Source organism: Amnibacterium setariae, assembly GCF_003581425.1.
GTDB classification, from domain to species: domain Bacteria; phylum Actinomycetota; class Actinomycetes; order Actinomycetales; family Microbacteriaceae; genus Amnibacterium; species Amnibacterium setariae.
Map to the genome: position 1 here is coordinate 567,317 of NZ_QXTG01000001.1, position 22,215 is coordinate 589,531.

Annotated in this window: 26 protein-coding genes, 2 pseudogenes and 2 riboswitches; of the genes and pseudogenes, 15 read left to right on the forward strand and 13 right to left on the reverse strand. The window is 74.7% G+C overall.

Annotated elements, in window-relative coordinates:
• Positions 1-12 precede the first annotated feature (12 nt).
• Positions 13-1,425, reverse strand: coding sequence for a DHA2 family efflux MFS transporter permease subunit (locus D1781_RS02930; RefSeq protein WP_119480765.1), 1,413 nt, complete (start codon positions 1,423-1,425; stop codon positions 13-15).
• A gap of 86 nt (positions 1,426-1,511) precedes the next feature.
• Here D1781_RS02930 and D1781_RS02935 point away from each other — a divergent pair, with 86 nt between their 5' ends.
• The gene (locus D1781_RS02935; RefSeq protein WP_119480766.1) at positions 1,512-2,099 is read left to right on the forward strand and encodes a TetR/AcrR family transcriptional regulator; all 588 of its coding nucleotides are present in this window, start codon (positions 1,512-1,514) and stop codon (positions 2,097-2,099) included.
• A gap of 22 nt (positions 2,100-2,121) precedes the next feature.
• On the opposite strand, the gene D1781_RS02940 is transcribed toward D1781_RS02935, so the two are convergent.
• Together D1781_RS02940 and D1781_RS02945 are read right to left on the reverse strand one after the other, a co-directional pair.
• Positions 2,122-2,496 carry an MGMT family protein gene (locus D1781_RS02940; RefSeq protein WP_233550943.1) on the reverse strand — a complete coding sequence of 125 codons (375 nt, stop codon included), beginning with the start codon at positions 2,494-2,496 and terminating at the stop codon, positions 2,122-2,124.
• A 25-nt stretch (positions 2,497-2,521) separates the two neighbouring features.
• Positions 2,522-2,974, reverse strand: a complete 453-nt coding sequence (locus D1781_RS02945; RefSeq protein ID WP_119480767.1) for a GNAT family N-acetyltransferase — start codon at positions 2,972-2,974, stop codon at positions 2,522-2,524.
• A gap of 111 nt (positions 2,975-3,085) precedes the next feature.
• Here D1781_RS02945 and D1781_RS02950 point away from each other — a divergent pair, with 111 nt between their 5' ends.
• Genes D1781_RS02950 through D1781_RS02960 form a run of 3 tightly spaced genes read left to right on the forward strand, consistent with a single transcriptional unit; the run spans position 3,086 to position 4,954 of the window.
• Positions 3,086-4,303 carry an NADP-dependent isocitrate dehydrogenase gene (locus D1781_RS02950; protein ID WP_119480768.1) on the forward strand — a complete coding sequence of 406 codons (1,218 nt, stop codon included), beginning with the start codon at positions 3,086-3,088 and terminating at the stop codon, positions 4,301-4,303.
• Positions 4,304-4,309: 6 nt separating this feature from the next.
• Positions 4,310-4,615, forward strand: coding sequence for a DUF7882 family protein (locus tag D1781_RS02955; protein ID WP_119480769.1), 306 nt, complete (start codon positions 4,310-4,312; stop codon positions 4,613-4,615).
• 3 nt (positions 4,616-4,618) lie between these two features.
• Positions 4,619-4,954, forward strand: coding sequence for a hypothetical protein (locus tag D1781_RS02960; RefSeq protein WP_119480770.1), 336 nt, complete (start codon positions 4,619-4,621; stop codon positions 4,952-4,954).
• A gap of 60 nt (positions 4,955-5,014) precedes the next feature.
• Here D1781_RS02960 and D1781_RS02965 read toward each other — a convergent pair whose 3' ends face one another.
• Positions 5,015-5,440: an Hsp20/alpha crystallin family protein gene (locus D1781_RS02965; protein WP_119480771.1), complete on the reverse strand. Its 426-nt coding sequence runs from the start codon at positions 5,438-5,440 to the stop codon at positions 5,015-5,017.
• 199 nt (positions 5,441-5,639) lie between these two features.
• Positions 5,640-6,500, reverse strand: a complete 861-nt coding sequence (gene purU, locus D1781_RS02970) for a formyltetrahydrofolate deformylase (RefSeq protein ID WP_119480772.1) — start codon at positions 6,498-6,500, stop codon at positions 5,640-5,642.
• Positions 6,501-6,633: 133 nt separating this feature from the next.
• Between purU and D1781_RS02975 the strand changes: the two genes are divergently transcribed.
• The 3 genes and pseudogenes from D1781_RS02975 to D1781_RS18155 all read left to right on the forward strand — a co-directional run.
• Positions 6,634-7,617, forward strand: a complete 984-nt coding sequence (locus D1781_RS02975) for an AAA family ATPase (protein WP_119480773.1) — start codon at positions 6,634-6,636, stop codon at positions 7,615-7,617.
• Positions 7,618-8,781: a DUF58 domain-containing protein gene (locus tag D1781_RS02980; RefSeq protein WP_119480774.1), complete on the forward strand. Its 1,164-nt coding sequence runs from the start codon at positions 7,618-7,620 to the stop codon at positions 8,779-8,781.
• Positions 8,774-9,817 (forward strand): annotated as a pseudogene (locus D1781_RS18155) (transglutaminaseTgpA domain-containing protein); the annotation flags it as partial. The gene D1781_RS02980 and the pseudogene D1781_RS18155, both read left to right, overlap by 8 nt.
• A gap of 29 nt (positions 9,818-9,846) precedes the next feature.
• Here the strand turns inward: D1781_RS18155 and D1781_RS18040 are convergent.
• Positions 9,847-10,047 carry a hypothetical protein gene (locus tag D1781_RS18040; RefSeq protein WP_267899782.1) on the reverse strand — a complete coding sequence of 67 codons (201 nt, stop codon included), beginning with the start codon at positions 10,045-10,047 and terminating at the stop codon, positions 9,847-9,849.
• Between D1781_RS18040 and D1781_RS18160 the strand changes: the two are divergent.
• Positions 9,962-10,273: pseudogene (locus D1781_RS18160) on the forward strand (transglutaminase-like domain-containing protein); the annotation flags it as partial. The gene D1781_RS18040 and the pseudogene D1781_RS18160 sit on opposite strands and share 86 nt — an antisense overlap.
• Here the strand turns inward: D1781_RS18160 and D1781_RS18045 are convergent.
• On the reverse strand, positions 10,219-10,353 hold the full coding sequence (locus D1781_RS18045) for a hypothetical protein (protein WP_267899783.1): 135 nt from the start codon (positions 10,351-10,353) through the stop codon (positions 10,219-10,221). The pseudogene D1781_RS18160 and the gene D1781_RS18045 overlap by 55 nt on opposite strands.
• 557 nt (positions 10,354-10,910) lie before the next feature.
• Positions 10,911-10,991: riboswitch (ZMP/ZTP riboswitch) on the forward strand.
• 52 nt (positions 10,992-11,043) lie between these two features.
• Here D1781_RS18045 and glyA point away from each other — a divergent pair.
• Entirely contained in the window at positions 11,044-12,339 is a 1,296-nt protein-coding gene (gene glyA, locus D1781_RS02990; protein ID WP_119480776.1) for a serine hydroxymethyltransferase, read from the forward strand.
• A gap of 182 nt (positions 12,340-12,521) precedes the next feature.
• Here glyA and D1781_RS02995 read toward each other — a convergent pair whose 3' ends face one another.
• Positions 12,522-13,358 (reverse strand): bifunctional 5,10-methylenetetrahydrofolate dehydrogenase/5,10-methenyltetrahydrofolate cyclohydrolase, encoded by an 837-nt coding sequence (locus tag D1781_RS02995; protein ID WP_119480777.1) that lies wholly within the window; start codon positions 13,356-13,358, stop codon positions 12,522-12,524.
• A 22-nt stretch (positions 13,359-13,380) separates the two neighbouring features.
• A riboswitch (ZMP/ZTP riboswitch) is annotated at positions 13,381-13,457 on the reverse strand.
• A gap of 77 nt (positions 13,458-13,534) precedes the next feature.
• Between D1781_RS02995 and D1781_RS03000 the strand changes: the two genes are divergently transcribed.
• Positions 13,535-14,455, forward strand: coding sequence for an aldose 1-epimerase family protein (locus D1781_RS03000; protein WP_119480778.1), 921 nt, complete (start codon positions 13,535-13,537; stop codon positions 14,453-14,455).
• Positions 14,456-14,531: 76 nt separating this feature from the next.
• Here the strand turns inward: D1781_RS03000 and D1781_RS03005 are convergent, their stop codons facing one another.
• Positions 14,532-14,942 carry a DUF3054 domain-containing protein gene (locus D1781_RS03005; protein ID WP_119480779.1) on the reverse strand — a complete coding sequence of 137 codons (411 nt, stop codon included), beginning with the start codon at positions 14,940-14,942 and terminating at the stop codon, positions 14,532-14,534.
• A gap of 96 nt (positions 14,943-15,038) precedes the next feature.
• On the opposite strand from D1781_RS03005, the gene D1781_RS03010 reads away from it, so the two are divergent.
• Together D1781_RS03010 and D1781_RS03015 are read left to right on the forward strand one after the other, a co-directional pair.
• Positions 15,039-16,196, forward strand: a complete 1,158-nt coding sequence (locus D1781_RS03010) for an inorganic phosphate transporter (RefSeq protein WP_119480780.1) — start codon at positions 15,039-15,041, stop codon at positions 16,194-16,196.
• Positions 16,193-16,408, forward strand: a complete 216-nt coding sequence (locus D1781_RS03015) for a hypothetical protein (protein ID WP_233550945.1) — start codon at positions 16,193-16,195, stop codon at positions 16,406-16,408. Before D1781_RS03010 ends, D1781_RS03015 begins: the two co-directional genes overlap by 4 nt.
• 105 nt (positions 16,409-16,513) lie before the next feature.
• Here D1781_RS03015 and D1781_RS03020 read toward each other — a convergent pair whose 3' ends face one another.
• Genes D1781_RS03020 through D1781_RS03035 form a run of 4 tightly spaced genes read right to left on the reverse strand, consistent with a single transcriptional unit; the run spans position 16,514 to position 19,627 of the window.
• Entirely contained in the window at positions 16,514-17,389 is an 876-nt protein-coding gene (locus D1781_RS03020) for an N-acetylneuraminate synthase family protein (protein WP_119480781.1), read from the reverse strand.
• The gene (locus D1781_RS03025; RefSeq protein ID WP_233550946.1) at positions 17,386-18,567 is read right to left on the reverse strand and encodes an acylneuraminate cytidylyltransferase; all 1,182 of its coding nucleotides are present in this window, start codon (positions 18,565-18,567) and stop codon (positions 17,386-17,388) included. Before D1781_RS03025 ends, D1781_RS03020 begins: the two co-directional genes overlap by 4 nt.
• Positions 18,564-18,971, reverse strand: coding sequence for a hypothetical protein (locus D1781_RS03030; RefSeq protein ID WP_119480782.1), 408 nt, complete (start codon positions 18,969-18,971; stop codon positions 18,564-18,566). Before D1781_RS03030 ends, D1781_RS03025 begins: the two co-directional genes overlap by 4 nt.
• Positions 18,968-19,627 (reverse strand): hypothetical protein, encoded by a 660-nt coding sequence (locus D1781_RS03035; protein ID WP_119480783.1) that lies wholly within the window; start codon positions 19,625-19,627, stop codon positions 18,968-18,970. The genes D1781_RS03030 and D1781_RS03035 overlap by 4 nt, the downstream gene beginning before the upstream one ends.
• A gap of 75 nt (positions 19,628-19,702) precedes the next feature.
• Here D1781_RS03035 and D1781_RS03040 point away from each other — a divergent pair, with 75 nt between their 5' ends.
• The 3 genes from D1781_RS03040 to D1781_RS03050 all read left to right on the forward strand — a co-directional run bounded on the left by D1781_RS03040 (position 19,703) and on the right by D1781_RS03050 (position 22,198).
• Entirely contained in the window at positions 19,703-20,890 is a 1,188-nt protein-coding gene (locus tag D1781_RS03040) for a DUF6716 putative glycosyltransferase (RefSeq protein WP_119480784.1), read from the forward strand.
• A gap of 64 nt (positions 20,891-20,954) precedes the next feature.
• Entirely contained in the window at positions 20,955-21,965 is a 1,011-nt protein-coding gene (locus D1781_RS03045; protein WP_119480785.1) for a hypothetical protein, read from the forward strand.
• Complete coding sequence (locus D1781_RS03050) at positions 21,929-22,198, forward strand: hypothetical protein (protein WP_147392017.1); 270 nt, start codon at positions 21,929-21,931, stop codon at positions 22,196-22,198. The genes D1781_RS03045 and D1781_RS03050 overlap by 37 nt, the downstream gene beginning before the upstream one ends.
• Positions 22,199-22,215 lie beyond the last annotated feature (17 nt).

The following is a 22,215-nucleotide window of genomic DNA, read 5'->3' on the forward strand; positions in this document are numbered from 1 at the left end:
CGAGTCCTCCCGTCAGGCGGTCGCCTCCTCGAGGCGCTCCTCGGCCGGTGCCTCGGCGACCGGCTGGGGCGCGGGCCTGCCGGGGAGGAGGACGGCGAGCACGACGCCGGCCGCGGTGAAGCCGACCGCCCACCAGAACGCGGTGCGGAACGCGTCGACCGGGCCGAGGGTGGCGACCGCGCCCTGCAGGACGACGGCGAGCACCGCGGTGCCGGCGCCGCCGCCGAGCTGCTGCGCGATGCGGGTCACGATGCTCGCGTGCGGCACCTCCTCCCGGTCCAGGCCGACGAAGCCGACGGCCATCAGCGGGATGAAGGCGGCGCCGAGCCCGACGCCGCGGACGAGCAGCGCGACGAGCAGCACCCACTCGGGCGTCGACGGCCCCGCGAAGGCGAACGGCACCGTCGCGAGCCCGATCACCGCGAATGAGACGAGGGCCACGGCGCGGGCGCCGATCCGGTCGGTCAGCCGGCCGGCGAGGGACCGGCTCAGCAGCGACCCGACGCCCTGGGGGATGAGGAGCAGGCCGGCGCCGAGCGCGTCCGTCCCGCGGAGCTCCTGGAACGACAGGGGGAGCAGCAGCATCGCGCCGTAGAGCGAGGCGCCGGTCAGGAACATCAGCGCGGAGGCCGCGGCCAGCGGGCGGTGCCGCAGCAGGCGCAGGTCCACGAGCGCGGCGTCCCGGCGCCGGAGCGCCCAGGCGACGAAGGCCGCGAGCAGCACGACGCCGCCGGCGAGCGGCGCCCAGACGTCGACGCGGCCGAACCCGCCGGGCGCCGTGACGCGGCTCAGGCCGTAGAGCAGGGCGACGACCGCGGGGGAGAGCAGCAGGAGGCCGACCGCGTCGAGCCGCGCGCGGACCGTCGGGCCGTCCGCCGGCATGAGGAGCCGCGCGAGCACGAGGCCGACCACGACGAACGGCACGTTCACCCAGAACAGCCAGCGCCAGTCGCCCGCGCCGAGCAGCAGCCCGCCGACGACCGGGCCGAGGATCGGGCCGAGCGCCGTCGGCAGCGACACGACCGCCATCACGCGGCCGAGCGCGCGCCCGCCGGCGGCCTGCATGAGCAGCGTCGTCAGCAGCGGCAGCATGACGCCGGCGCCCGCGCCCTGCACGACCCGGAACGCGATGAGGCTGCCCGCGCTCCAGGCGATCGAGCAGAGGAGCGAACCGACGAGGAAGAGGACGAGCGCGGCCGACCAGAGCCGGCGCCCGCCGACCCGGCGCTGCAGCCAGCCGACGACGGGCACGGTGACGCCCATCGCGAGGAGGTAGGCCGTCGAGACCCACTGGATCGTGTCGACGGAGGCGTGCAGCTCGTGCGCGAGGCTGTGCAGCGCGACGCTGACGATGGTGGAGTCGAAGAGCGGGGCCATCGCGCCGACGACGAGCGCGACGGCGAGACGGGAGAGGGATCGGTCCATGACCTGCCTTAGATACGGGGGCGTTTCTTGAGGACCGTAGACCTGCACGATAAGATACGCAAGTGGACCTTGTTGAGGAGCGGGCGATGAGCGACGCGCCCGCCCGCCGACGTCGCGGCGACGAGCTCGAGGGCGCCCTGCTCGACGCCGCGTGGGCCGAGCTGCAGGCGGCGGGGTATGCCGGGCTGACCTACGACGCCGTCGCGGCGCGCGCCGGCACGAGCAAGCCCGTGCTCTACCGCCGCTGGCCCGCGAAGTCGGACCTGGTGCTGGCGGCGATGCGGCGCGCGGGCCTGTTCGACCAGCGCGAGCTGCCCGACACCGGCTCGCTCCGCGAGGACGTGCTGAGCGCGCTCCGGAACTTCAACGAGTCCCGCGCGGGCTTCATCACCGCGATCGGGCTCTACATGGCCAACATCGCCTCGGACGACGGGCTGTCGCCCGCTGATCTGCGGGTCCGCCTCCTCGGCGAGCGGACCACGGGCGGGCAGGTGCTGCTCGAGCGGGCCGTGCGGCGCGGCGAGGTGCCCGACGTGCCCCGCTCGCCGGGCCTGGTCTCGATGCCGTACGACCTGTTCCGGCACGACCTGACGATGACGCTCGCCCGCGTGCCGGAGCGGCGGCTGCTCGAGATCGTCGACGACCTCTGGCTGCCGCTCATCCGCGGCCGCTGATCCGGGGACGCCGGTCTGGTCGTCAGGCCGGCGACCACCCGGCGGCCCGCAGGTCGACCCGGTAGCCGGCGGGGGTGTCCGCGGGGAGGAGGGGCGTGCCCTCCTCGTCGTAGTGCGCCCGCGCCTCCGCCTCGAGGCCGCGCGGCGGGTGCCCGCCGGCGCGGATCACGCGCCACCAGGGCAGTCCCGAGCCGTGGTACCGCAGGACCATCCCGACGGCCCTGGCCCCGGCGCGGCCGAAGGTCCAGGCGACGTCGCCGTAGGTCATGACGCGGCCGGGCGGGATCGTCGCGACGACCGCGACGACCGCCTCGGTGTAGTCGCCCGCGGCGTCGAACACGGCCATCAGCGTCGCCGGGCGGGATCGGACGTGCCGGGCGTCCGCGGCAGCCCGCATCGTCCGGAGGCGCCCGGGACCCGGGTCACAGGTCGAGCGCGCCGATGACCTCGCCGAAGCGCGTCTCGCCCTCCGGGCGGAAGCCGACGCGGAGGAAGAAGTCCTCGGGGCCCTGGTCGCCACGCTCCCAGATGACGGTGAGCCGCGAGAAGCCGCGCGAGCGGGCCTCGTCCGCGAGGCCGTGCACCGCGAACCGGCCGACGCCGCGTCCCTGCGCGTCCGCGCGGACGTTGATCGACCAGATGCAGCAGCGGAACTCGGGCCGCGTCTCGTGCGGGTCGAAGCTGCCCTTGATGAAGCCGACGACCACGCCGTCCTCCACGACCACACGCGGCCAGGCGGCCTCCGGATCGACGGTCTGCTCCGCCTCGGCGTGGGAGATCGGCACGGCGTACTGCTCCTGACCCGGTTTGAGCGTCAGGGAGTTCGCCGCGACCGCCGTCGCCGCCGACAGCGGTTGGAGCTCGAGGTCCGCCACGGGGTCACAGTAGCGAGCAGAGGGCGTCGAGGAGAGCCTCGATAAGGTGATCGGCGGCGTGCGCACGGCGCACGATGCGGTCCGACGGTGGTTCGACAGGCAGGAGCGGCGATGGCGGAGAAGATCAAGGTCGAGGGCACGGTCGTCGAGCTCGACGGCGACGAGATGACCAGGATCATCTGGCAGTCCATCAAGGACACGCTGATCCACCCCTACCTCGACGTGGACCTCGAGTACTACGACCTCGGCATCGAGAAGCGCGACGAGACCGACGACCAGATCACCATCGACGCCGCGAATGCGATCAAGAAGCACGGCGTCGGCGTCAAGTGCGCGACGATCACGCCCGACGAGGCGCGCGTCGCCGAGTTCGGCCTGAAGAAGATGTGGCGGAGCCCGAACGGGACGATCCGCAACATCCTCGGCGGCGTGATCTTCCGCGAGCCGATCATCATCTCGAACATCCCGCGGCTGGTCCCGGGCTGGAACAAGCCGATCATCGTCGGCCGCCACGCCTTCGGCGACCAGTACCGCGCCACCGACTTCGTCTTCGACGGCCCCGGCACGCTCACCATCAGCTTCCAGCCGCAGGACGGCGGGGAGGCCCAGTCCTTCGAGGTCTTCCAGGCCCCGGGCGGCGGCGTCGCGATGGCGATGTACAACCTCGACGCGTCGATCCGCGACTTCGCCCGCGCGAGCCTCAACTACGGCCTCGCGCGCAACTACCCGGTCTACCTCTCCACGAAGAACACGATCCTCAAGGCCTACGACGGCCGCTTCAAGGACCTGTTCCAGGAGATCTACGAGACCGAGTTCAAGGAGCGCTTCGACGCCGCCGGCCTCACCTACGAGCACCGCCTGATCGACGACATGGTCGCGTCGGCGCTGAAGTGGGAGGGCGGCTACGTCTGGGCCACGAAGAACTACGACGGCGACGTGCAGTCCGACACCGTCGCGCAGGGCTTCGGCTCCCTCGGCCTCATGACGAGCGTGCTGACGACGCCGGACGGGAAGATCGTCGAGGCGGAGGCCGCCCACGGCACGGTGACCCGGCACTACCGCCAGCACCAGCAGGGCAAGCCGACGTCGACGAACCCGATCGCGTCCATCTACGCGTGGACCCGCGGCCTGAACCACCGCGGCGTGCTCGACGGCAACCAGGCCCTCATCGACTTCGCGAACACCCTCGAGGACGTCGTCGTGAAGACGGTCGAGGGCGGCGCGATGACGAAGGACCTCGCGCTGCTCGTCGGCCCCGACCAGCAGTGGCAGACGACCGAGGAGTTCCTGGCCACGATCGCCGACAACCTCCGGGCCCGGCTCGGCTGAACGACGATGGGCGCGTTCATCTACGGCGGCAGCACCACGATCCCGGTCGAGGACCGTGCGCTGGCGCACCTGCAGCTCGTGGTCTACGCGAAGCTGCGGGCGCACGAGTCGTTCGCCTTCACGTGGCGGGACGAGCCCGGCGTCGGTGACGGGCACGGCTCGCTGTGGATCTCGCCCGGCGTGCCCATCCAGTTCAAGTACGCGGGCAGCCGCGACCCGTCGGTGAACCGCGAGTGGCTGCGCGTGCTGCGCGAGCTCGCGAACCAGCCGACCGGGCTCCGGCTCGTGCCGGAGCCGGACGCGAAGGGCTGAGGCGTGAAGCGCATCCGCTACGCGGAGCGGGAGTTCGGCACCGACGACCGCCTCGCGGACCTGGTGCTCGAGTACGCGGCCCTGCTCGCCCGCTCGAACTCCGCCGACACCGTCACGATCCCCGGCAGGTTCGGCACCGGGGAGGTCGAGGAGGTCGCGCTGCTGATCGGGCCCGCGAGCCAGATCACCGCCCGGTCCGACGCGGAAGCGTTCGGCTCCGACGCGTCCGCGGCGATCGCGGACCTCGAGCGCCGCATCCGGCGCTTCTCCTCGAACATCGGCGACTCGACCGAGGGGCTCGGCCCCGAGGCGATCGACGACTTCGACGACCTCGCCTGAGACCGGGGGGAGCCCCCGGCGCGCTGCGCCGGGGGCTCCCGCTCGATCGATGCGCCCGGATCAGGCGGCGACGGCCGGCTGCTCCGAGCCGGAGGCCGTGCTGACCTCGATCTTGCGCGGCTTGGCCCGCTCGCTCACCGGGATGGTGACCGTGAGCACGCCCTGCTCGTAGGTCGCCGCGATCCGCTCGGTGTCGACGCCCTGGCCCAGGTTGAGCTGGCGGAGGAACGAGCCCCCGCGGCGCTCCTGCGCCAGCCACTTCACGCCGTTCGCGCTCGCGAGGGTGCGCTCGGCCCGGATCGTGAGCAGCTGCCCGTCGACGTCGATGTCGACCGAACCCGGGTCGATGCCCGGCAGGTCGGCGGCCAGCACGTAGTGGTCGCCGTCGCGGTAGAGGTCCATCGGCATCAGCCGGGGCCCCTGCCGGTCCGCGAGGGCTGCGGCCATCCGGTCCAGCTCCCGGAACGGGTCGAAGTTCATCGCCATGGTGTCGTCCTTCCGCTCGAAGATGGAGGAGGTTCTGAAGTTGAGCCCCTTCGGCTCAACGCGACAGAAATTAGCACTCTGGACGGACGAGTGCCAAGCGCGTGCCTGCGCGTCGGCTCGGAACTCGCTTGGTGGCGGATTCGAACCGCAGGGCGCGCTGAACGGGCGCCCGGCGCGCGCCGGGACACCGAGGGCGGGCTCAGCGGAAGACGATGGTGCGGCGCCCGTCGAGCAGCACCCGGTGCTCGGCGAACCAGCGCACGGCCTGCGTGAGGGTGCGGCTCTCCTCGTCCTGCCCGATGCGGACGAGCTCGGCCGGCCCCGCCGTGTGGTCCACGCGGAGGACGTTCTGCTCGATGATCGGCCCCTCGTCGAGGTCGGCCGTCACGAAGTGCGCGGTGGCGCCGATCAGCTTCACGCCGCGGGCGTGGGCCTGCCGATACGGGTTCGCGCCCTTGAACCCGGGCAGGAAGGAGTGGTGGATGTTGATCGCGCGGCCGGCCAGCCGCTCGCAGAGCGCGGGCGACAGGATCTGCATGTACCGCGCGAGGACGACGAGCTCGATGTCGTGCTCCTCGACGGCGGCGACGACGCGCTCCTCGAAGGCCGCCTTCGTCTCGGGGGAGGTCACGGCGCGGTGCTCGAACGGCACCCCGTAGAAGCCCGCGAGGCCCTCGAGGGTCGCGTGGTTGCCGAGCACCAGCGGGACCTCGATCGGCAGCTGCCCGGAGTGCTGCCGGAACAGCAGGTCGTTCAGGCAGTGCCCGGCGGTGGACACGAGCACGAGCGTGCGGACGGGCCGCCCCACGCGGTCGAGGCGCCACTCCGCGTCGAACGTCGCGGCGACCGGCGCGAGGTGCGCCGCGAACTGCTGCTCCGTCGACGGCGACTCCACCTGCAGGCGGAGGAAGAAGCGCCCGGTGTCCTCGCTCGAGAACTGCTGGCTCTCCGTGATGTTGCCGCCCGCCGCGACGATCGCGCCGGAGAGCGCGTGCACGATGCCGGGCCGGTCGGCGCAGACGAAGGTCAGGACCCAGTGGGCGGCGGGGGCGTCCGGCACGGCCGCCAGCCTAGTGAGCGCGATGAGGCCCCTCGATGGTCACGGCGAGGTAACGCTGATACACCGATCCCGCGCAGTGCGCGCGGCGGTCTCGCTTATGGTGATCGCCGGATCCTGAGGGACGGAAGGCGACATGACCGACGGCATCACCCTGGACTCCCGCGGCGCGGAGGCCGTCCGCGACGCGACCGAGCAGGTGGTCGCCGCCGTGTCGACCGTCATCGACGGCAAGGACCAGGTCATCCGCTCGGCGCTCGCGGTGATGCTCGCGGGCGGCCACCTCCTCATCGAGGACGTGCCGGGCGTCGGCAAGACGATGCTCGCGAAGGCGCTCGCCCGCGCCACGGGCGGCACGATCAGCCGGATCCAGTTCACGCCCGACCTGCTGCCCTCCGACGTCACCGGCGCCTCCGTCTTCGACCAGTCCGCCGGGCGGTTCGAGTTCAAGCCGGGCGCCGTGTTCGCGAACGTCGTGATCGGCGACGAGATCAACCGCGCGTCGCCGAAGACCCAGGCCGCGCTCCTCGAGTGCATGGAGGAGGGGCAGGTCACGGTCGACGGGGCGAGCTGGCCCCTGCCGGACCCCTTCCTCGTCGTCGCGACGCAGAACCCGGTGGACATGGAGGGCACCTACGTGCTCCCCGAGGCGCAGCGGGACCGCTTCATGGCCCGCATCTCCATGGGCTACCCGGACGAGGACGCGGAGCGCGAGATGCTCCGCTCGCACGGCCGGGTCGACCCGATCGACCGGCTCGAGACAGTGCTGCCGGCCGGGGGCCTCGCGTCGCTCGCCGCGCAGGCCCGCGACGTCTACGTCTCGCCCGCCGTCGAGACGTACGTGCTCCGGATCGTCGGCGGCACCCGGTCGCACTCCGAGGTCCGTCTCGGTGCCAGCCCCCGCGCGAGCCTCCAGCTGCTGCGGGCGGCGAAGGCGACGGCGCTGATCGACGGCCGCGACTTCGTGCTCCCCGACGACGTCGACGCCCTCGCGGTCGACGTGCTCGCCCACCGCCTGGTGCTCCGCCGCTCCGGCGTCGACGTGCGCGAGGGGCAGGCGGTCGCGTCCGCCCGCATCGTGCGCCAGATCGTCGCCGCGACCCCCGTCCCGCTGCAGTAGGTGGCCGGGCGCGCGGAGCTCGCGGCCGGGCTCAGGACGATCCGCCTCACCGGCAGGGGAGGCGTGTTCCTCGGCGTCGCCTTCGTCGGCCTCATCGTCGCCTACGCGACCGGCTGGCCCGCGCTGCTCGGCGTCGCCCTGTTCCTGTTCGGCGCCGTCGTCGCGGCGGTGTGCGCCGTCCTGGTCGCCCCGGTCGCGCTCGCGATCGAGCGCCGCATCGACCCGCCGATCGCGGAGCAGCGCCGGCCCATCCGGGTCCGCGTGAGCGTGCGCGGGCAGGCGCCGGGCGCGCTCGAGTGGGCGGAGGACCTGCCCCGGTCGGTCGTCGTCACCGGCCGCGCGGAGGGGGTCCTGCCCGCGCTGCGACCGGACCGCCCGTCGCAGCTCATCGACTACGAGTTCGCGGCGCGCGAGCGCGGATCGGTCCCGATCGGTCCGCTGCGCGTCTCCCGCACCGACCCGCTCGGCCTCGCCACCACGCGGCGCCGCGTCGGCGGCGTCGACCACGTCGTCGTGCTGCCGCGCATCCACCCCGTCGAGCTGCCCCTCGCCGTGCGGCGGAACGACCCGGACACGGGTGCCAGCACCGTCTTCGGCGCGGTCGGCGACCAGCTCGACATCGTCGCCCGCACCTACCGCAGCGGCGATCCGCTCCGCACCGTCGACTGGCGGGCCACCGCACGGCTCGGCGAGCTGATGGTGCGCACCGAGGCGGCGGCCACCACCGCGGCGACCGGCCTGCTGCTCGACCTGCGGCCCGAGTCGTGGCCCGAGTCCGCCGCCTTCGAGTGGGCGGTCGACTACGCGGCCTCCCTGATCGCGGCCCTCGACGAGCCGCACTCGCCCGTCCGCCTCGCCCTCGGCGGCAGGACGACGACCGACGCGCTCGCCGGCCTCGTGGCGCTCGCCACCGTGCGCACCGCGGCGGGCTCGCCCGCGCCGGAGGCGCTGCTGCCCGCCCTCGCCACCGCCGACGTGCAGGTCGTCCACGTGCTGACCGGCGCGGGCGGCCGGGACGCGGCTCGCCTGCCCGGGCTGCCGACCGGCGCCCTCGGGATGGTGTCCGTCGTCGCGCGGCGACCGGTCCGGCTCGAGCCGCCGCTCGGCTGGCAGGTCGCGCAGCGCGACCCGGGACGAGCCGTCGGGGCGGTGCACGATGCGTGAGGAGCGGAGCACCGGCGCCGTCACCGCGGTCGTCGGCGTCGCGGTGCTGGTCGCCGCGCTCTCGCTGCTGCCGGTGGTGCGCGGCGGCCTCTGGTGGCTCGAGTCCTGCGTCGTCGTCGTGATCGCGCTCGCCGCGGTCGCGGGGTCCCGGCGCGTCGGCCTGCCGTCCGCGGCGGCCGCGCTGATCGGGCTCTCCGCGATCCCGGTCGTGCTGGCGCTGATCGTCTCGGGCTCGTCCGCGCAGGGCGGCGGCGCCGCGGGGGCGGTCGTGGACGCGTTCACCACCGCCTTCCGGCAGATCTACCTCGACTCGGTCCCCGCGCAGGGCACCGCCGAGCTCGCCCTGCTCATCGCCGCCGGGGCCGGTGCGGTCGCCGTCGTCGCGGACTTCGTCGCGGTCGGCCTCCGCGCGCCGATCGCCGCGACGCTCGTGGTCGTCGCGGTCGCCATCGTCCCCGGGAAGGCCTTCGCCACGGGGACGAACGGCCTGCTGCTCGTCGCCGTCGCCGCCGCGGCCCTCGCGCTCGTCGCGGTCGACCGGCGCCGGCGGGGCCGCGCGCCCCGGGTCGCCGGGCTCGCGATCGCCGGCGCCGCGGCCGTCGTCGTGGCGCTGCTCGTGCAGGTGGTGCTGCCCACGCCCTTCGTCTCCGCCGCCACCGCGGGCGGCGCCCCGCTGATCGACAGCGGCGCGAACCCGCTCCTCCGCCTCGGGCAGGACCTGCGGCGCGGCGCGACCTCGCCGGTGCTGCGCTACACGACCTCCGACCGCCAGCCCGCCTACCTCCGCCTCGCCGTGCTCGAGGACTTCACGGGGCGGACGTGGGCGCCGAACGCGCCGGACGGCGCCGGCCTCGGGTTCGGCACCGTGCCGCAGGCGGCGGGCCTGCCGGAGTCCGCGGACCAGGACGCCGTCACCACGACCATCACGCCGGCGTCGGAGACCGCGATCGGCGACCGGCTGCCGCTGCCGTACCCGGCCGTCTCCGTCACCGGGGTCGGCGGCCGGTTCCGGTGGGAGGAGAAGGGCCTCACGCTCGCGCGCTTCGGCGGCGGCTCGGTCGGCACCTACACGGTGCGCTCCGCCGAGGTGGAGGCCAGCGCCGCGGACCTGCGCGCCGCCTCCGTCTCCGAGCCGCCCGGCGACGCGCAGTCGCTCAGCCTGCCCGACGACGTGCCTGCGGTGATCCGGTCCACGGCCGACCGCTGGACCCGCTCGGCCACCACCCCGTACGGCATCGCGCTCGCGATCCAGAACCAGCTGCGCAACGGCGCCTTCTCCTACGACGAGGAGACGCCGGCGGAGCAGGGCTACGACGGCGACGGCGTCGGCGTCATCGCGAAGTTCCTCGAGGTGAAGGCCGGGTACTGCATCCACTTCGCGTCGACCATGGCGGTGATGGCCCGGATCGAGGGCATCCCCTCCCGCATCGTCGTCGGCTACCAGCCGGGCGAGACGCTCGCCGGCACGACGGCGCGCAGCGTGACGAGCGACGACCTGCACGCCTGGCCGGAGCTGTACTTCGACGGCATCGGCTGGGTGCGCTTCGAGCCGACGCCGGGGCGCGGCGCCATCCCCTCCTACGCGCCGCTGCCCTCCGCGAACGTGACCGACAGTCCGTCCGCCACCCCGTCCAGCGCGGCCGCGGCGACGCCGACGCCCGAGGCGTCGGACGCCGCTGCCGGCGGCGGCGACCGCTCCGGCGGCGTCGCGCTCGGCCCGCTGCTGCAGGGCTCGGGCGTCGTCCTGCTCGTCGCGGCGCTGCTCGCGCTGCCCGGCCTGCTGCGGCGCGGCCTCCGTCGTCGTCGGCTCTCGCGGCTCGACCGGGAGGGTCCGGCCGGTGCCTGGCGGGAGGTGCTCGACACCGCGACGGACCTCGGGCTGCCGAGCGGTCGCGGGCGGAGCCCCCGCGGCGTGGAGGCGGTGCTCGCCGACCGCGTCGGACCGGCGCCCGGACCGCGCGCCGCCCTCGCCCGGCTGCGGGCCGCCTACGAGCGGCAGGCCTACTCGCGGTCCGCGGCGGACGCGACGCGGCACGACGTCGACGAGGTGATCGGCGCCCTGCGCGACCAGGCCGCGCCCGGTGCGCGCATCGGCGCCGCCCTGGCGCCGCGGTCCCTCGTCGCTACACTGATCCCGCCGCGACTGGCGTTCAGGTGGTCACCACCGGGGAGCGGCTGATGGAGAGGCGCCGCTCGCCTGGGCGCTGATCGCCCTCACCAGCCGCGCGCTCCGCGCATCCCCTCCGACGCCGGGAGTCCCTCGTGACCGACACCGCCACCTCCACCGCCTCGTCCTTCTCCGCGCCGATCGAGGAGGTGGACCCCGAGATCGCCGCCGTGCTGCACGACGAGCTGGAGCGGCAGCGCACCACGCTCGAGATGATCGCGAGCGAGAACTTCGTGCCCCGCTCCGTGCTCACCGCGACCGGCAGCGTGCTGACGAACAAGTACGCCGAGGGGTACCCCGGCCGCCGCTACTACGGCGGGTGCGAGGTCGTCGACGTCGCCGAGGAGCTGGCGATCGCGCGCGCGAAGTCGCTGTTCGACGCCGGCTTCGCGAACGTGCAGCCGCACTCCGGCGCCACCGCGAACGCGGCCGTGCTCGCGGCGCTCGCGCAGCCGGGCGACACGATCCTCGGCCTCGAGCTCGCGCACGGCGGCCACCTCACGCACGGCATGAAGCTGAACTTCTCGGGGAAGCTCTACGACGCGGTCGCGTACGGCGTCGACCCGCAGACGTTCCGCATCGACATGGACCGGGTCCGCGACGCCGCGCTCGAGCACCGGCCCGCGGTGATCATCGCCGGCTGGTCCGCCTACCCGCGCCAGCTCGACTTCGCCGCGTTCCGCGCGATCGCGGACGAGGTCGGCGCGAAGCTCTGGGTCGACATGGCGCACTTCGCCGGCCTCGTCGCCGCCGGGCTGCACCCGAACCCGGTGCCCTTCGCCGACGTCGTGTCGACCACCGTGCACAAGACGCTCGGCGGCCCGCGCTCCGGCCTCATCCTCTCGCGGGACGAGACCTACGCGAAGAAGCTGAACTCCGCGGTGTTCCCCGGCCAGCAGGGCGGCCCGCTCATGCACGTGATCGCCGCGAAGGCGACCGCGTTCAAGATCGCCGCGTCGGAGGAGTTCCGCGACCGGCAGCGCCGCACGATCGCGGGCGCGCAGGCGCTCGCCGAGCGGCTCACGGCGCCCGACGCCCGCGAGGCCGGGGTCGACGTGCTCACCGGCGGCACCGACGTGCACCTCGTGCTCGCCGACCTCCGCGAGTCGCCGATCGACGGCCGCGAGGCGGAGGACCTGCTGCACGCCGCCGGCATCACGGTGAACCGCAACTCGGTGCCGTTCGACCCGCGCCCGCCGATGCGCACCTCCGGCATCCGGATCGGCACGCCGGCGCTCGCCACCCGCGGCTTCGGCCCGGACGAGTTCCGTCAGGTCGCCGACATCATCGCCCGCACCCTGAAGCCGGGCGCCGACGTCGCGGCGCTGCGCGCCGAGGTCGGCGAGCTCGCCGGCCGCTTCCCGCTGTACCAGGGCCTCGAGGGCTGGTAGTCCCGATTCCGTTTTGAAGGAGTTCCTGCGCGATCGGTGCTGGAACTCCTTCAAAACGGAATCGGACGGCACGGGCGCGGAGTGCCCGTGCTCGCTGGTCGAGCCGGCGCCTCGCGCCCGTGCCGGAACCACGGGGTGGTCTCGAGTCCCGCTGCGCTCGCACGTCGACCGGCGAGGGCGGATCAGACGTGGGTGCGCCAGGCCTGCACGGTCTGGTCGAGCAGCGTCGCGATCGTCATCGGGCCCACGCCGCCCGGCACCGGCGTGATCAGCGCCGCGCGCTCCACCGCGCCGTCGAAGTCGACGTCGCCCTTCCCGTGGGAGTAGCCCGCGTCGATCACGACCGCGCCCGGCCGGATCCACTCGCCGGGGATCAGCCCGGGCAGGCCGACGGCGGAGACCAGCAGCTCGGCGCGCTCGACGTGCGAGCGGAGATCCTTCGTCAGCACGTGGCACGACGTCGTCGTCGCGCCGTGCGCCGTGAGCAGCGCCGACAGCGGGCGCCCGAGGATCGGGCCCTGGCCGACCACGACCGCCTCGATGCCCTCGAGGTCGACGTCGTACTCCGCGAGGAGCCGGAGGATGCCGCCGGGGGTCGCGGACGAGAAGCCGCCCGACCCCTCCGCCATCCGGGCGAAGGAGGTGAGGGTGACGCCGTCGACGTCCTTGTCCGCCGCGATCGCCTCGAACGCGGCGCGCTCGTCGACCTGCGGCGGCACCGGGTGCTGCAGCAGGATGCCGTCGATCTCCGGGTCCGCGGAGAGCGCCTCGATCGTCGTGAGCAGCCGCTCGGTCGTGGTCGTGGCGGGCAGGTCGACCCGCCGGGTGGCGAGGCCGGCGGCCTGCGCGCGCCGCACCTTCATGCGGACGTAGGTGTGCGAGGCGGGGTCGCCGCCGACGAGGACGGTCGCGATGCAGGGCGGGCGCAGCCCCTGCTCGACGCCGGCCCGCACCTCCTCCGCGATGCGGTCGAGGGTCTCGGCGGCGAGCTTCGTGCCGTCGATGAGGCGAGCGGGCATGGGGGCCTCCTGGGCTGTCATGCGGAGGCGCCCAGGCGGTCGACGCCACCGCCGGTACTCCCTGGTGGTGGTCCACCTGCGCCGGTCGTGCCTCCACGGTACCGGCTCGCCCGCTCAGCGCGCGGTCCGGCGGCGGGGCGAGAATCGCGGGAGGAACCACGGCAGGAGGGGACGCGATGCCCGCGACGGGGGAGCAGCACGTGCTGCGGCTGGAGGCGGACGGCCGCGAGGTGGTCGGCGTGGTCGCGGAGCTCGCGGCCAGCCTGCGCCGCGTCGTGGTCGACGGGACCGACATCGTGCAGGACTACGGCGCCGACGCGCTGCCGTCCGGAGCCTCCGGCATCGTGCTCGTGCCCTGGCCGAACCGCGTGCGCGACGGGCGCTGGACCCTCGACGGGAAGCCGCAGCAGCTCGACCTCACGGAGCCGTCGAAGGGCAACGCGAGCCACGGGCTGCTCCGCAACACGGGCTACCGCGTCACCGACCGCTCGGAGTCGGCGATCACCCTGTCGGCGACGGTGTTCCCGCAGCACGGGTGGCCCTTCCACCTCGACACCTCCGTGCGGTACGAGCTCACGCCGACGGGCATCGCGATCACGCACGGCGTGCACAACGTCGGCACCGGCACGGCGCCGTTCGGCGTCGGCTGCCACCCCTACCTCCGCGTGGGCGACACCCCGATGCGCGACCTCGTCGTGACGGTGTCCGGCATGCGGATGCTCGAGACCGACGAGCGCAGCCTGCCCGTGCGGGAGGTGCCGGTCACGCCCGAGCGCGACCTGCGCGCCGGCGCGGCGCTGCGCGACCTGGACCTCGACACCGCCTACACCGGGCTCGAGGTCGTCGACGGCGCCGTGCGCCACCGGCTCACCGCGCCCGACGGCCGCGCCGTCGAGCTCGCCGCGGACCCGGTGTTCGCGTGGACGCAGGTCTTCACGAACGACGTCTACGACACCGACGACGGGCGCATCGACGCGGTCGCGATCGAGCCGATGACCTGCCCGCCCGACGCGCTGAACTCCGGGGAGGGCCTGATCCGGCTCGAGCCGGGGGAGCAGTGGGTCGCGGGCTGGCGGCTCTCCCTCCTCACCCCCTAGCAGTGCTCACGCTTCTGGACGCCGGAACCGCGATCCGGCGCCCAGAAGCGTGAGCGAAGTCGGGGTTCGGAGCCCGTCAGCGGCGGCGGAGGAAGAAGCCGACCGGGCCCGGGGTGTCGCGGCCGCGGCTCGCCGACCGGTCGATCGCCGCGAGCAGCACGCGCCAGCCGATCAGCAGCGCGCCGACGACGATCGACGCGACGACCACGAACGCGACCTGCACGCCCTGGTCGCTCGCCCAGCGCAGCAGCATCCCGACCAGCACGGTGCCGACCCAGGCGAGCACGCCGGTGCGGGAGACGGAGAACGGCCGCCGCCAGCCGCGCGCGCCCGCCCAGCCGACGAGCAGCCCGACGGCGAACGGCCAGTACGTGACGAGGAAGGCGGACTGGTCCTCGCGGTGGCTCGCCCGCCCGATCACGACGAACAGGCCGACGAGCGCCAGGTCGATCACCAGGGCGACGGCGGCGCGGAGGCGGAGGTCCATGCCCCGATCCTCCCAGCGCGGGGCGCGCGCGGCGTCCCGGCGGACTCGCAGGTGCGCGTTCCCGGCTGTTCACCGCCGCTGCCTACCGTCGCGCCCGTGGACACCACCCTGCTCGTCACCGTCGTCCTGGTGGTCGTGTTCGCCCTCGTGTTCGACTTCACGAACGGGTTCCACGACACCGCCAACGCGATGGCCACGTCCGTCGCGACGGGCGCGCTGAAGCCCAGGACGGCCGTGGTCATCGCGGGCGTCCTGAACCTCGTCGGCGCCTTCCTCTCGACCGAGGTCGCGAACACCATCAGCTCGGGGATCATCAAGACCGACTCGTCGGGCGACGAGATGATCACGCCGGCCCTGATCTTCGCGGGGCTCGTCGGGGCCATCGTCTGGAACCTCGTGACCTGGTACTTCGGGCTGCCGTCGAGCTCCTCCCACGCCCTCTTCGGCGGCCTCATCGGGGCCGCGATCCTCGGCGCGGGGGTCGGAGCGATCAGCTGGAGCGGCGTGATCACGAGCATCCTGATCCCGGCCCTGCTCGCGCCGATCGTCGCGGGCGTCGCGGCGCTGATCGGCACCGTGATCGTCTACCGGACGACGAGGCAGGCGACCGTGCCGCACGCCAAGCCGGCGTTCCGGGTCGCGCAGACCGTGTCCGCCTCCCTCGTCGCGCTGGCGCACGGCACCTCGGACGCGCAGAAGACGATGGGCGTGATCACGCTGACGCTGATCGCCGCGAATGTGCAGCCGGCGGACAGCGGGCCGCAGTTCTGGGTGATCCTCGCCTGCGGGCTCGCGATCGGCCTCGGCACAGCCATCGGCGGCTTCCGCATCATGCGCACGGTCGGCGTGAAGATCACGCCCGTCGAGTCGCCGCAGGGCTTCGCGGCCGAGACCGCGTCGGCCGCGACGATCCTCGCTTCGTCCCACCTCGGCTTCCCGCTCTCCACGACCCAGGTCGTGTCGGGCTCGATCGTGGGCGTCGGCCTCGGCAAGCGCCTCGCGGCGGTGCACTGGGACGTCGCGGGCCGCATCGGGCTGGGCTGGCTGTTCACCCTGCCGGCGGCCGCGGTGGTCGGCGCGATCGCCGCGTGGGCGGCGAGCAGCAGCACGATCGGCCTCGTCGCCGTCGCGGTGGTCGCCGTCGCCGGGGTCGCCGTCATCTTCCGACTCGCGTCGAAGAAGCCCGTGAACGCGGGCAACGTCAACGAGGGGGCGCCGGAGGCGTCGCCGCAGCTGCAGGGAGCCGCCGCGTGATCGAGATCGACTGGTCGAAGTTCGCGGTCGTCGCGGGCGTGGTGCTGCTCGCGAGCGTGGTGCTCACCGCGTTCTACTCGGGCGGCGTGCGGCTGCTCGAGACCGCCGGCGCCACGAGCACGGCCGCCCGGATCGGCGCGTACGCGTGCTTCGCGGTCTGCGTCGCCGCCGTGCTGTTCGGCCTCTGGGTGATCGTCCCGCAGTTCCACTGAGGGCGGTCTTCCGCGCCCCGCCGTGAGCGGGGCGTAGGACGGCGAAGCGGCCGTAGGAACCGATCGACGATCGGGGCCTACGGCCGCTTCGCGTTCCTACACGGGCTACGCGTCGACGCGGCGGAGCTTCGACAGCGGGGCGAGCTCGCCCGGGAAGACGCGCTTGACGCCGTCGCCCTTCGCGGTGCCGATGATGCGGATGTCGCGCACGAGGCTCATCAGGCCGTGCGGCTCGAGGGAGGCGGCGTGGTCGCTGCCCCACATCGCGCGGTCGAGCGTGATGTGCCGCTCGACGGCGACCGCGCCCATCGCGACGGCGGCGAGCGAGATCTGCAGCCCGGGCTCGTGGCCCGAGTAGCCGATCGGCACGCCGTAGCGCTGCCGCAGGGTGTCGATCATGAGGAGGTTCGCCTCCTCGGGCGGCAGCGGGTAGGTGCTCGTCGCGTGGAGCATCACCAGCTTCTCGGTGCCGAGCACCTCGACCGCGCGGTCGATCTGCTCGAGCGTCGACATGCCGGTCGACAGGATGATCGGCTTGCCGGTGTCGCGGAGGCGGCGCAGCAGGCCGAGGTCCGTCACCGACGCGGACGCGACCTTGTGCGCGACGACGTCGAGGTCCTCGAGGAAGTCGACCGCCGGCTCGTCCCACGGGGACGCGAACCAGTCGAGGCCCTTGCTGTCGGCGTACTCGCCGACCTCGAGGTACTGGTCGCGGTCGAACTCGACCCGGTACCGGTACTCGAGGTACGTCATCGTGCCCCACGGGGTCTCGCGGGGGACGTCCTTCATGTGCTCCGGCGTCGAGATGGCCGGCGTGCGCTTCTGGAACTTCACGGCCTGGGCGCCGGCGAGCGCCGCCACGTCGACCAGCTTCTTGGCGATCTCGACGTCGCCGTTGTGGTTGAGCCCGATCTCGCCGATCACGTAGACCGGGTTCCCCTCGCCGACCGTGTACCGGCCGATGCGGACCTCGTCCGTCATGCTTCTCCCTCTCCGTTCCTGGCGGCGAGCACGAGCTCCGCCGCCTCACGGACGGCGCCGTGGCCGCCCCGTCTCCGCAGCACGAGCCGTGCTGCTGCCTGCACCGCCGGGTGCGCGTCGGCGACCGCGACCGGCCAGCCCACGAGCGCCATGGCGCCGAGATCGTTGACGTCGTTGCCGACGTAGGCGCAGCGCGCCGGGTCCACGCCGCGGTCCGCGAGCCACGCGGTGAGCGCGGCGGCCTTGTCGTCGACCGCCTGCAGCACCTCGACGCGGAGCTTGGCCGCGCGGGCGCCGACGACGCCGTTCCGCTCCTTCGAGAGGATCAGCACGGGCACGCCCGCAGCGCGCAGCCGCTCCACGCCCATGCCGTCCGCGCGGCTGACCCGCACCGATTCGCGACCGTCCGCGTCCACGAGCGCGGCGTCGTCCGTGTGCACGCCGTCGAAGTCCGTGACGAGCGCATCGACCGGCAGGGTCCTCGGCGCCTCGTCGAGCAGCGGCGCGAGCGCGCGGGCGAGCCCCAGCTCGTGGGCGTCGTCGATCTCGACGGCCCTCGTCGCCGAGACCTCCTCGATCGCGACGCGGCCGAAGAAGCGGAAGCCCGCCTCCCGGAACCCGGCGGTGCGGAGCACGTAGAAGGCGCCCGTCTCCTGGAAGTGCGGCTCCCGCTCCTGGCGGCGCGGGCGGAAGGAGGCGTCGTGGTTCACGCCGGCCGCGCCGTCCTCGCCCCGGCGCCAGAGGAAGGCGTAGGTCTCGAAGGCGGACAGCACGCTGTCGGCCTCGCCGTCGAGCGCGCGCCGCACGGCGCGGGCGAGGGGCGCCGGCTCGATGAACGGGCTGGTCGCCTGGAGGAAGGCGAGCACGGTCGGCTCCACCCCCTCGGCGGCCAGCACGTCGAGGGCGTGGAGGAGGGCGGACTCGCTCGACGCCGTGTCGCCGGCGATCGCCGCGGGCCGCTCGATCAGCCGGGCGCCGGCGGCCTCCGCCGCGGCGGCGATCGCGGCGTCGTCGGTGCTGACGCGGACGTCGGCGATGCCGGCCGCGAGGGCCGCGCGCACCGCTCGGGCGACGAGCGGGACGCCGCCCACCGGCGCGACGTTCTTGCCGGGGACGCCCTTCGAGCCCCCGCGGGCCGGGATCACGGCGACCACCTGCTCGGCGCGGAACGCGCTCACGAGGCCGTCCCCTGCCGTTCACCGGGGATTCGCGCATCCGTCGCCCGGGTGCGGGCGGATCGGGCGTGTCCGCGGCGGCCGACCTGCTCCTCGAGGCGACCGATGCGCTCCTCGTAGAAGGCGATCGCGGCCAGGCGGGCGCGCTGGCGCGCGGCCTCCGCCTCGAGGTCGGTCGGCGCCGCGTGCGCGCCGGACCCGACCTGCTCGGTCAGCGTCGCGACGTGCGCCGCGAGCAGCAGGTGGTCGCGCTCCAGCTCCGCGACGCGGTTCCGCAGCGCGCGGACCTCGCCGGGGAGGCCGCCGCGCACGGCGATCGCCGCGGTCTCGATCCGCTCGGCCGCGCGGGGGTGCCGCTGCCGCTGCACGCGCCAGGCCGGCCCGAACCGCTGCAGGAGCCGCCTCACAGGAGCGGCTCCAGCCAGCCCGCCCGGGTCCACGCGCGCAGCGCACGGGCCTCCCGGGACAGGCGGTGCTCGGGGGTCAGCGCCACGGCGCCGCCCCAGTGGTGGTCGAGGGCGCGCCGTGCGGGCCGGCCGGGGAGCATGCTCGAGCCGGCGAGCAGGATGCGTGCATGCGGGAACAGTCGGTGCACCAGGTGAACGGCGAGTGTCCCCGTCGTGGGCCACGCGACCGCGACACGCCCGAGCCGCAGCGCCCCGCGTGTCCGGGAGGTGAACTCGCGGTTCGAGATCGGGATCAGCTCGAGATCGGTCGGCCACCACGCGGGCAGCGGCTCCTGCTCCCAGAACCGACGCCCCGGCTCCGCGAGCAGGTAGAGGCGGCTGCCGTGGTCCCGGAAGGTGTCCGGCCCCGGCTTCAGCGCGCGGTGCACCACGACGACGTCGGTGCGGGTGCCGATCGCCGGCACCGCCGCGTCCACCGCGAACGTCGTCATCCGCACGACCAGGTCGGCGCCGTCGATCGCGGCGGCGCGCTCGGCGGACGGCCCGAGGGGCGCGTTGCCGACCACCGCGACCGTGCGCGGCAGCCTGCCGTCGGTGCGGGGAAGCAGCAGCCGCCGCAGGATCTGCGTCTGCTGGGGCGCGGGAGGGGGCAGCACGGGGCCGGATGGTAACCACGGCCGGTAACCGGCTTCCCCTATCCTCCGCCGCCGACGGGAAAGAGGAGGTGGCCGATGCGCGTCCTGCTGCTGGCGAACTTCGACTCGGGCCTCAAGTACGCGGGCCGGGTCGCCGACGCGGTCGCCGCGCTCGGCGCGGAGCCGGACATCCGGATCCCCACGACCGTCGTGCCCCACCGGCTCGGCGCGGAGCAGGTCGCCGCGGCGACCCGGCGGCCCGTGCGGTACGAGCCGTGGCCGGCCCTCGTCCGCGCCGCCGCGGAGGCCGACGCCGTCGTGCCGGTCTTCGAGGGCCCGACGGTCGAGCGGTTCATCCGGGAGGTGCACGCGGCGGCGGGCGACCGGATGCCCGTCGTCGGGACGGGCTACGTCGGCATGGTGCTCTACGACGTGGTCGGCGGCTACCTCTCCCGATCGCTCGCCGACGTGCTCGCCGTGAACTCGCGCACGGACCTCGCCGAGTTCCGGGGCGCCGCCCGCGGGCTCGGCCTGCCCGAGGAGAACCTCCTGCTCGCCGGCCTCGCCCTGCTGCCCGCGACCCCGCAGCCCCTGCGGGACGGGCCGATCCGCACGATGCTGTTCGCGGACCAGCCGACCGTCCCGCGACGCGCGGCCGACCGCGTCCACCTCTGGGACCGGGTGCTCGGCTACGCGCAGCAGCACCCGGACCGGCGCGTGCTCCTCCGCCCCCGGCACCGGCCCGGCGAGGACACGTTCCACACGATGGAGCACTCGCCCGTGGCGTGGGCGGCGACGCGGACCCTGCCGTCGAACCTCGTCATCGAGCACGCCCCGATCGACGGCCTCATCCCCGAGAGCGACCTGCTCGTGACGGTGTCCTCGACGGCCGCGCTCGAGGCGATCGCCGCCGGCACGCGCGTCGCGTTCGTCGCCGACTGGGTGAACGACGCCGCGCTCAACCCCCGCCTGCTGCCGTCGGGGCTGCTGCGCCGGTTCGACGACATCGACGCGGACCGGCTCGGCAGCCCCGACCCGACCTGGATCGAGGACGTGTTCCCCGCGGCGGAGGGGCCGTCGCCGGCCGAGCGCTTCGCGGCCCGCCTCCTCGCGGTCGCCGCCGGGGACGCACCGCGGGTGCACCAGGCGCTGTGGGACTCGTCGTTCCACGCCGGCCGGCGCGCGACCGACGCGGCGCTCGCCGCCCCGGCGACGAGTCGATGGACGCCCCGGCGGGTCGCCGCGGGGGTGCTGCGGCGCGCGCTCCGCCTGGTCGAGCGGTAGTTCACCTCCCGGTCATCCCGCGCTTCCCGGCACGACGTCCGCGGCCCGTACCGTCGCGCGGACCATGCAGCCCCAGGTCGCGCTCCGTCCGCAGGCCCTGGAGCCGGACGGCCTCGTGCTCGCCGTGCTCCGGACCAGCGGCGACGTGCTGCGCACGGCCCTGCAGCGGATCGAGGCGGCGCCGGAGCTGCTCGCGCTCGCGACCCGCGTCGTCGTGCTCGACCCGCGCCCGCTGACCGCCGCGTCCCGCCCCGCGGGCGCCGGGCTGCCCGACGGGCTGCTCCGCGTCGTGCGGCGACCCGGTGCGGACGCCCCGGCGGCGCTCGCCGCCGTGCTCGCGGCCGCGCTGACGGAAGCGGCCGCGCGCGCCGTGCTCGTGGTCGAGGACCGGGCCGTCCTCGACCCGGAGGCGCTCGTCGCGGCCGCGGTCCGCTCCGTCGGGTCCGCCGCCGGCGACGTCGTGGGCCTGGTCGACCCGTCGTCCGCGGACGCGTCGCCGCGCGCGTGGTGGGCCGCCGTGCTCCCGTTCGACGCGCTGCGCGCGGTCGGCTCCGCGCTGCCGGAGGCCGGGGGGCTCGCGCTCGCCGACCTCGTGCTCCGCGCCGACGCGGCCGGGTTCCGCCCGGCCGCCCTCCGCGCGCCCGGGCCCGCCAGGACGGCGACCGCCGCGGAGCGCGTCCGCATCGCGCTCCTGCACGAGCCGGTCGCCGCCCGCTCGCGGGTGCTCGCCGGCGGTCTCGCCCGCCAGCTGCGCGCCCTCGTCCGCCTCCGGCACCGCGCGGCGGCGCAGGAGCAGGCGGAGCTCCTCGCCGTGCTGGGCGAGCGGCCGCGCCGCGCCGCGCCCGGCGCGCTGCCGGCCGACGCGGTCCGCCTCCACGTCCGCCTCTGGCTCGCCTGGCCGGCGCTGCGGCGACGCGCGCGGGAGGGTGCGCTCGAGCGCGCGTCCGCCGCCGCGTGGGCCGAGCGGAACGACGCGCCCGGGATGGACGGGGAACGGGAGCGGGCCGGGAGGCGACCCGCGGGGCTACAGTGGCGCGCGTGGGCGACGTCGAAGCGGGGGACGAGCGCGGCCTGATCCGCTCGGTCGACGAGCACCTGACCGAGGTGTACGGCGTCGTCGTCGACGACGTGGTGCTGCGCACCTGGGGCAACGAGCAGGTCGAGCTGACCTACCTGCTGCTCAGCGCGGCGATCTCCGCGTCCGGCGGCGAGGTGGACGAGGCGGACCTGTGGCGGGTGGCCCGTGCGGTCGCGTTCCCGTCGCGGGCGCAGGCGCTGCTCGCGGTCCCGGTCGAGCGCGCGAGCTGACGCGCGTCGCGCGGTCG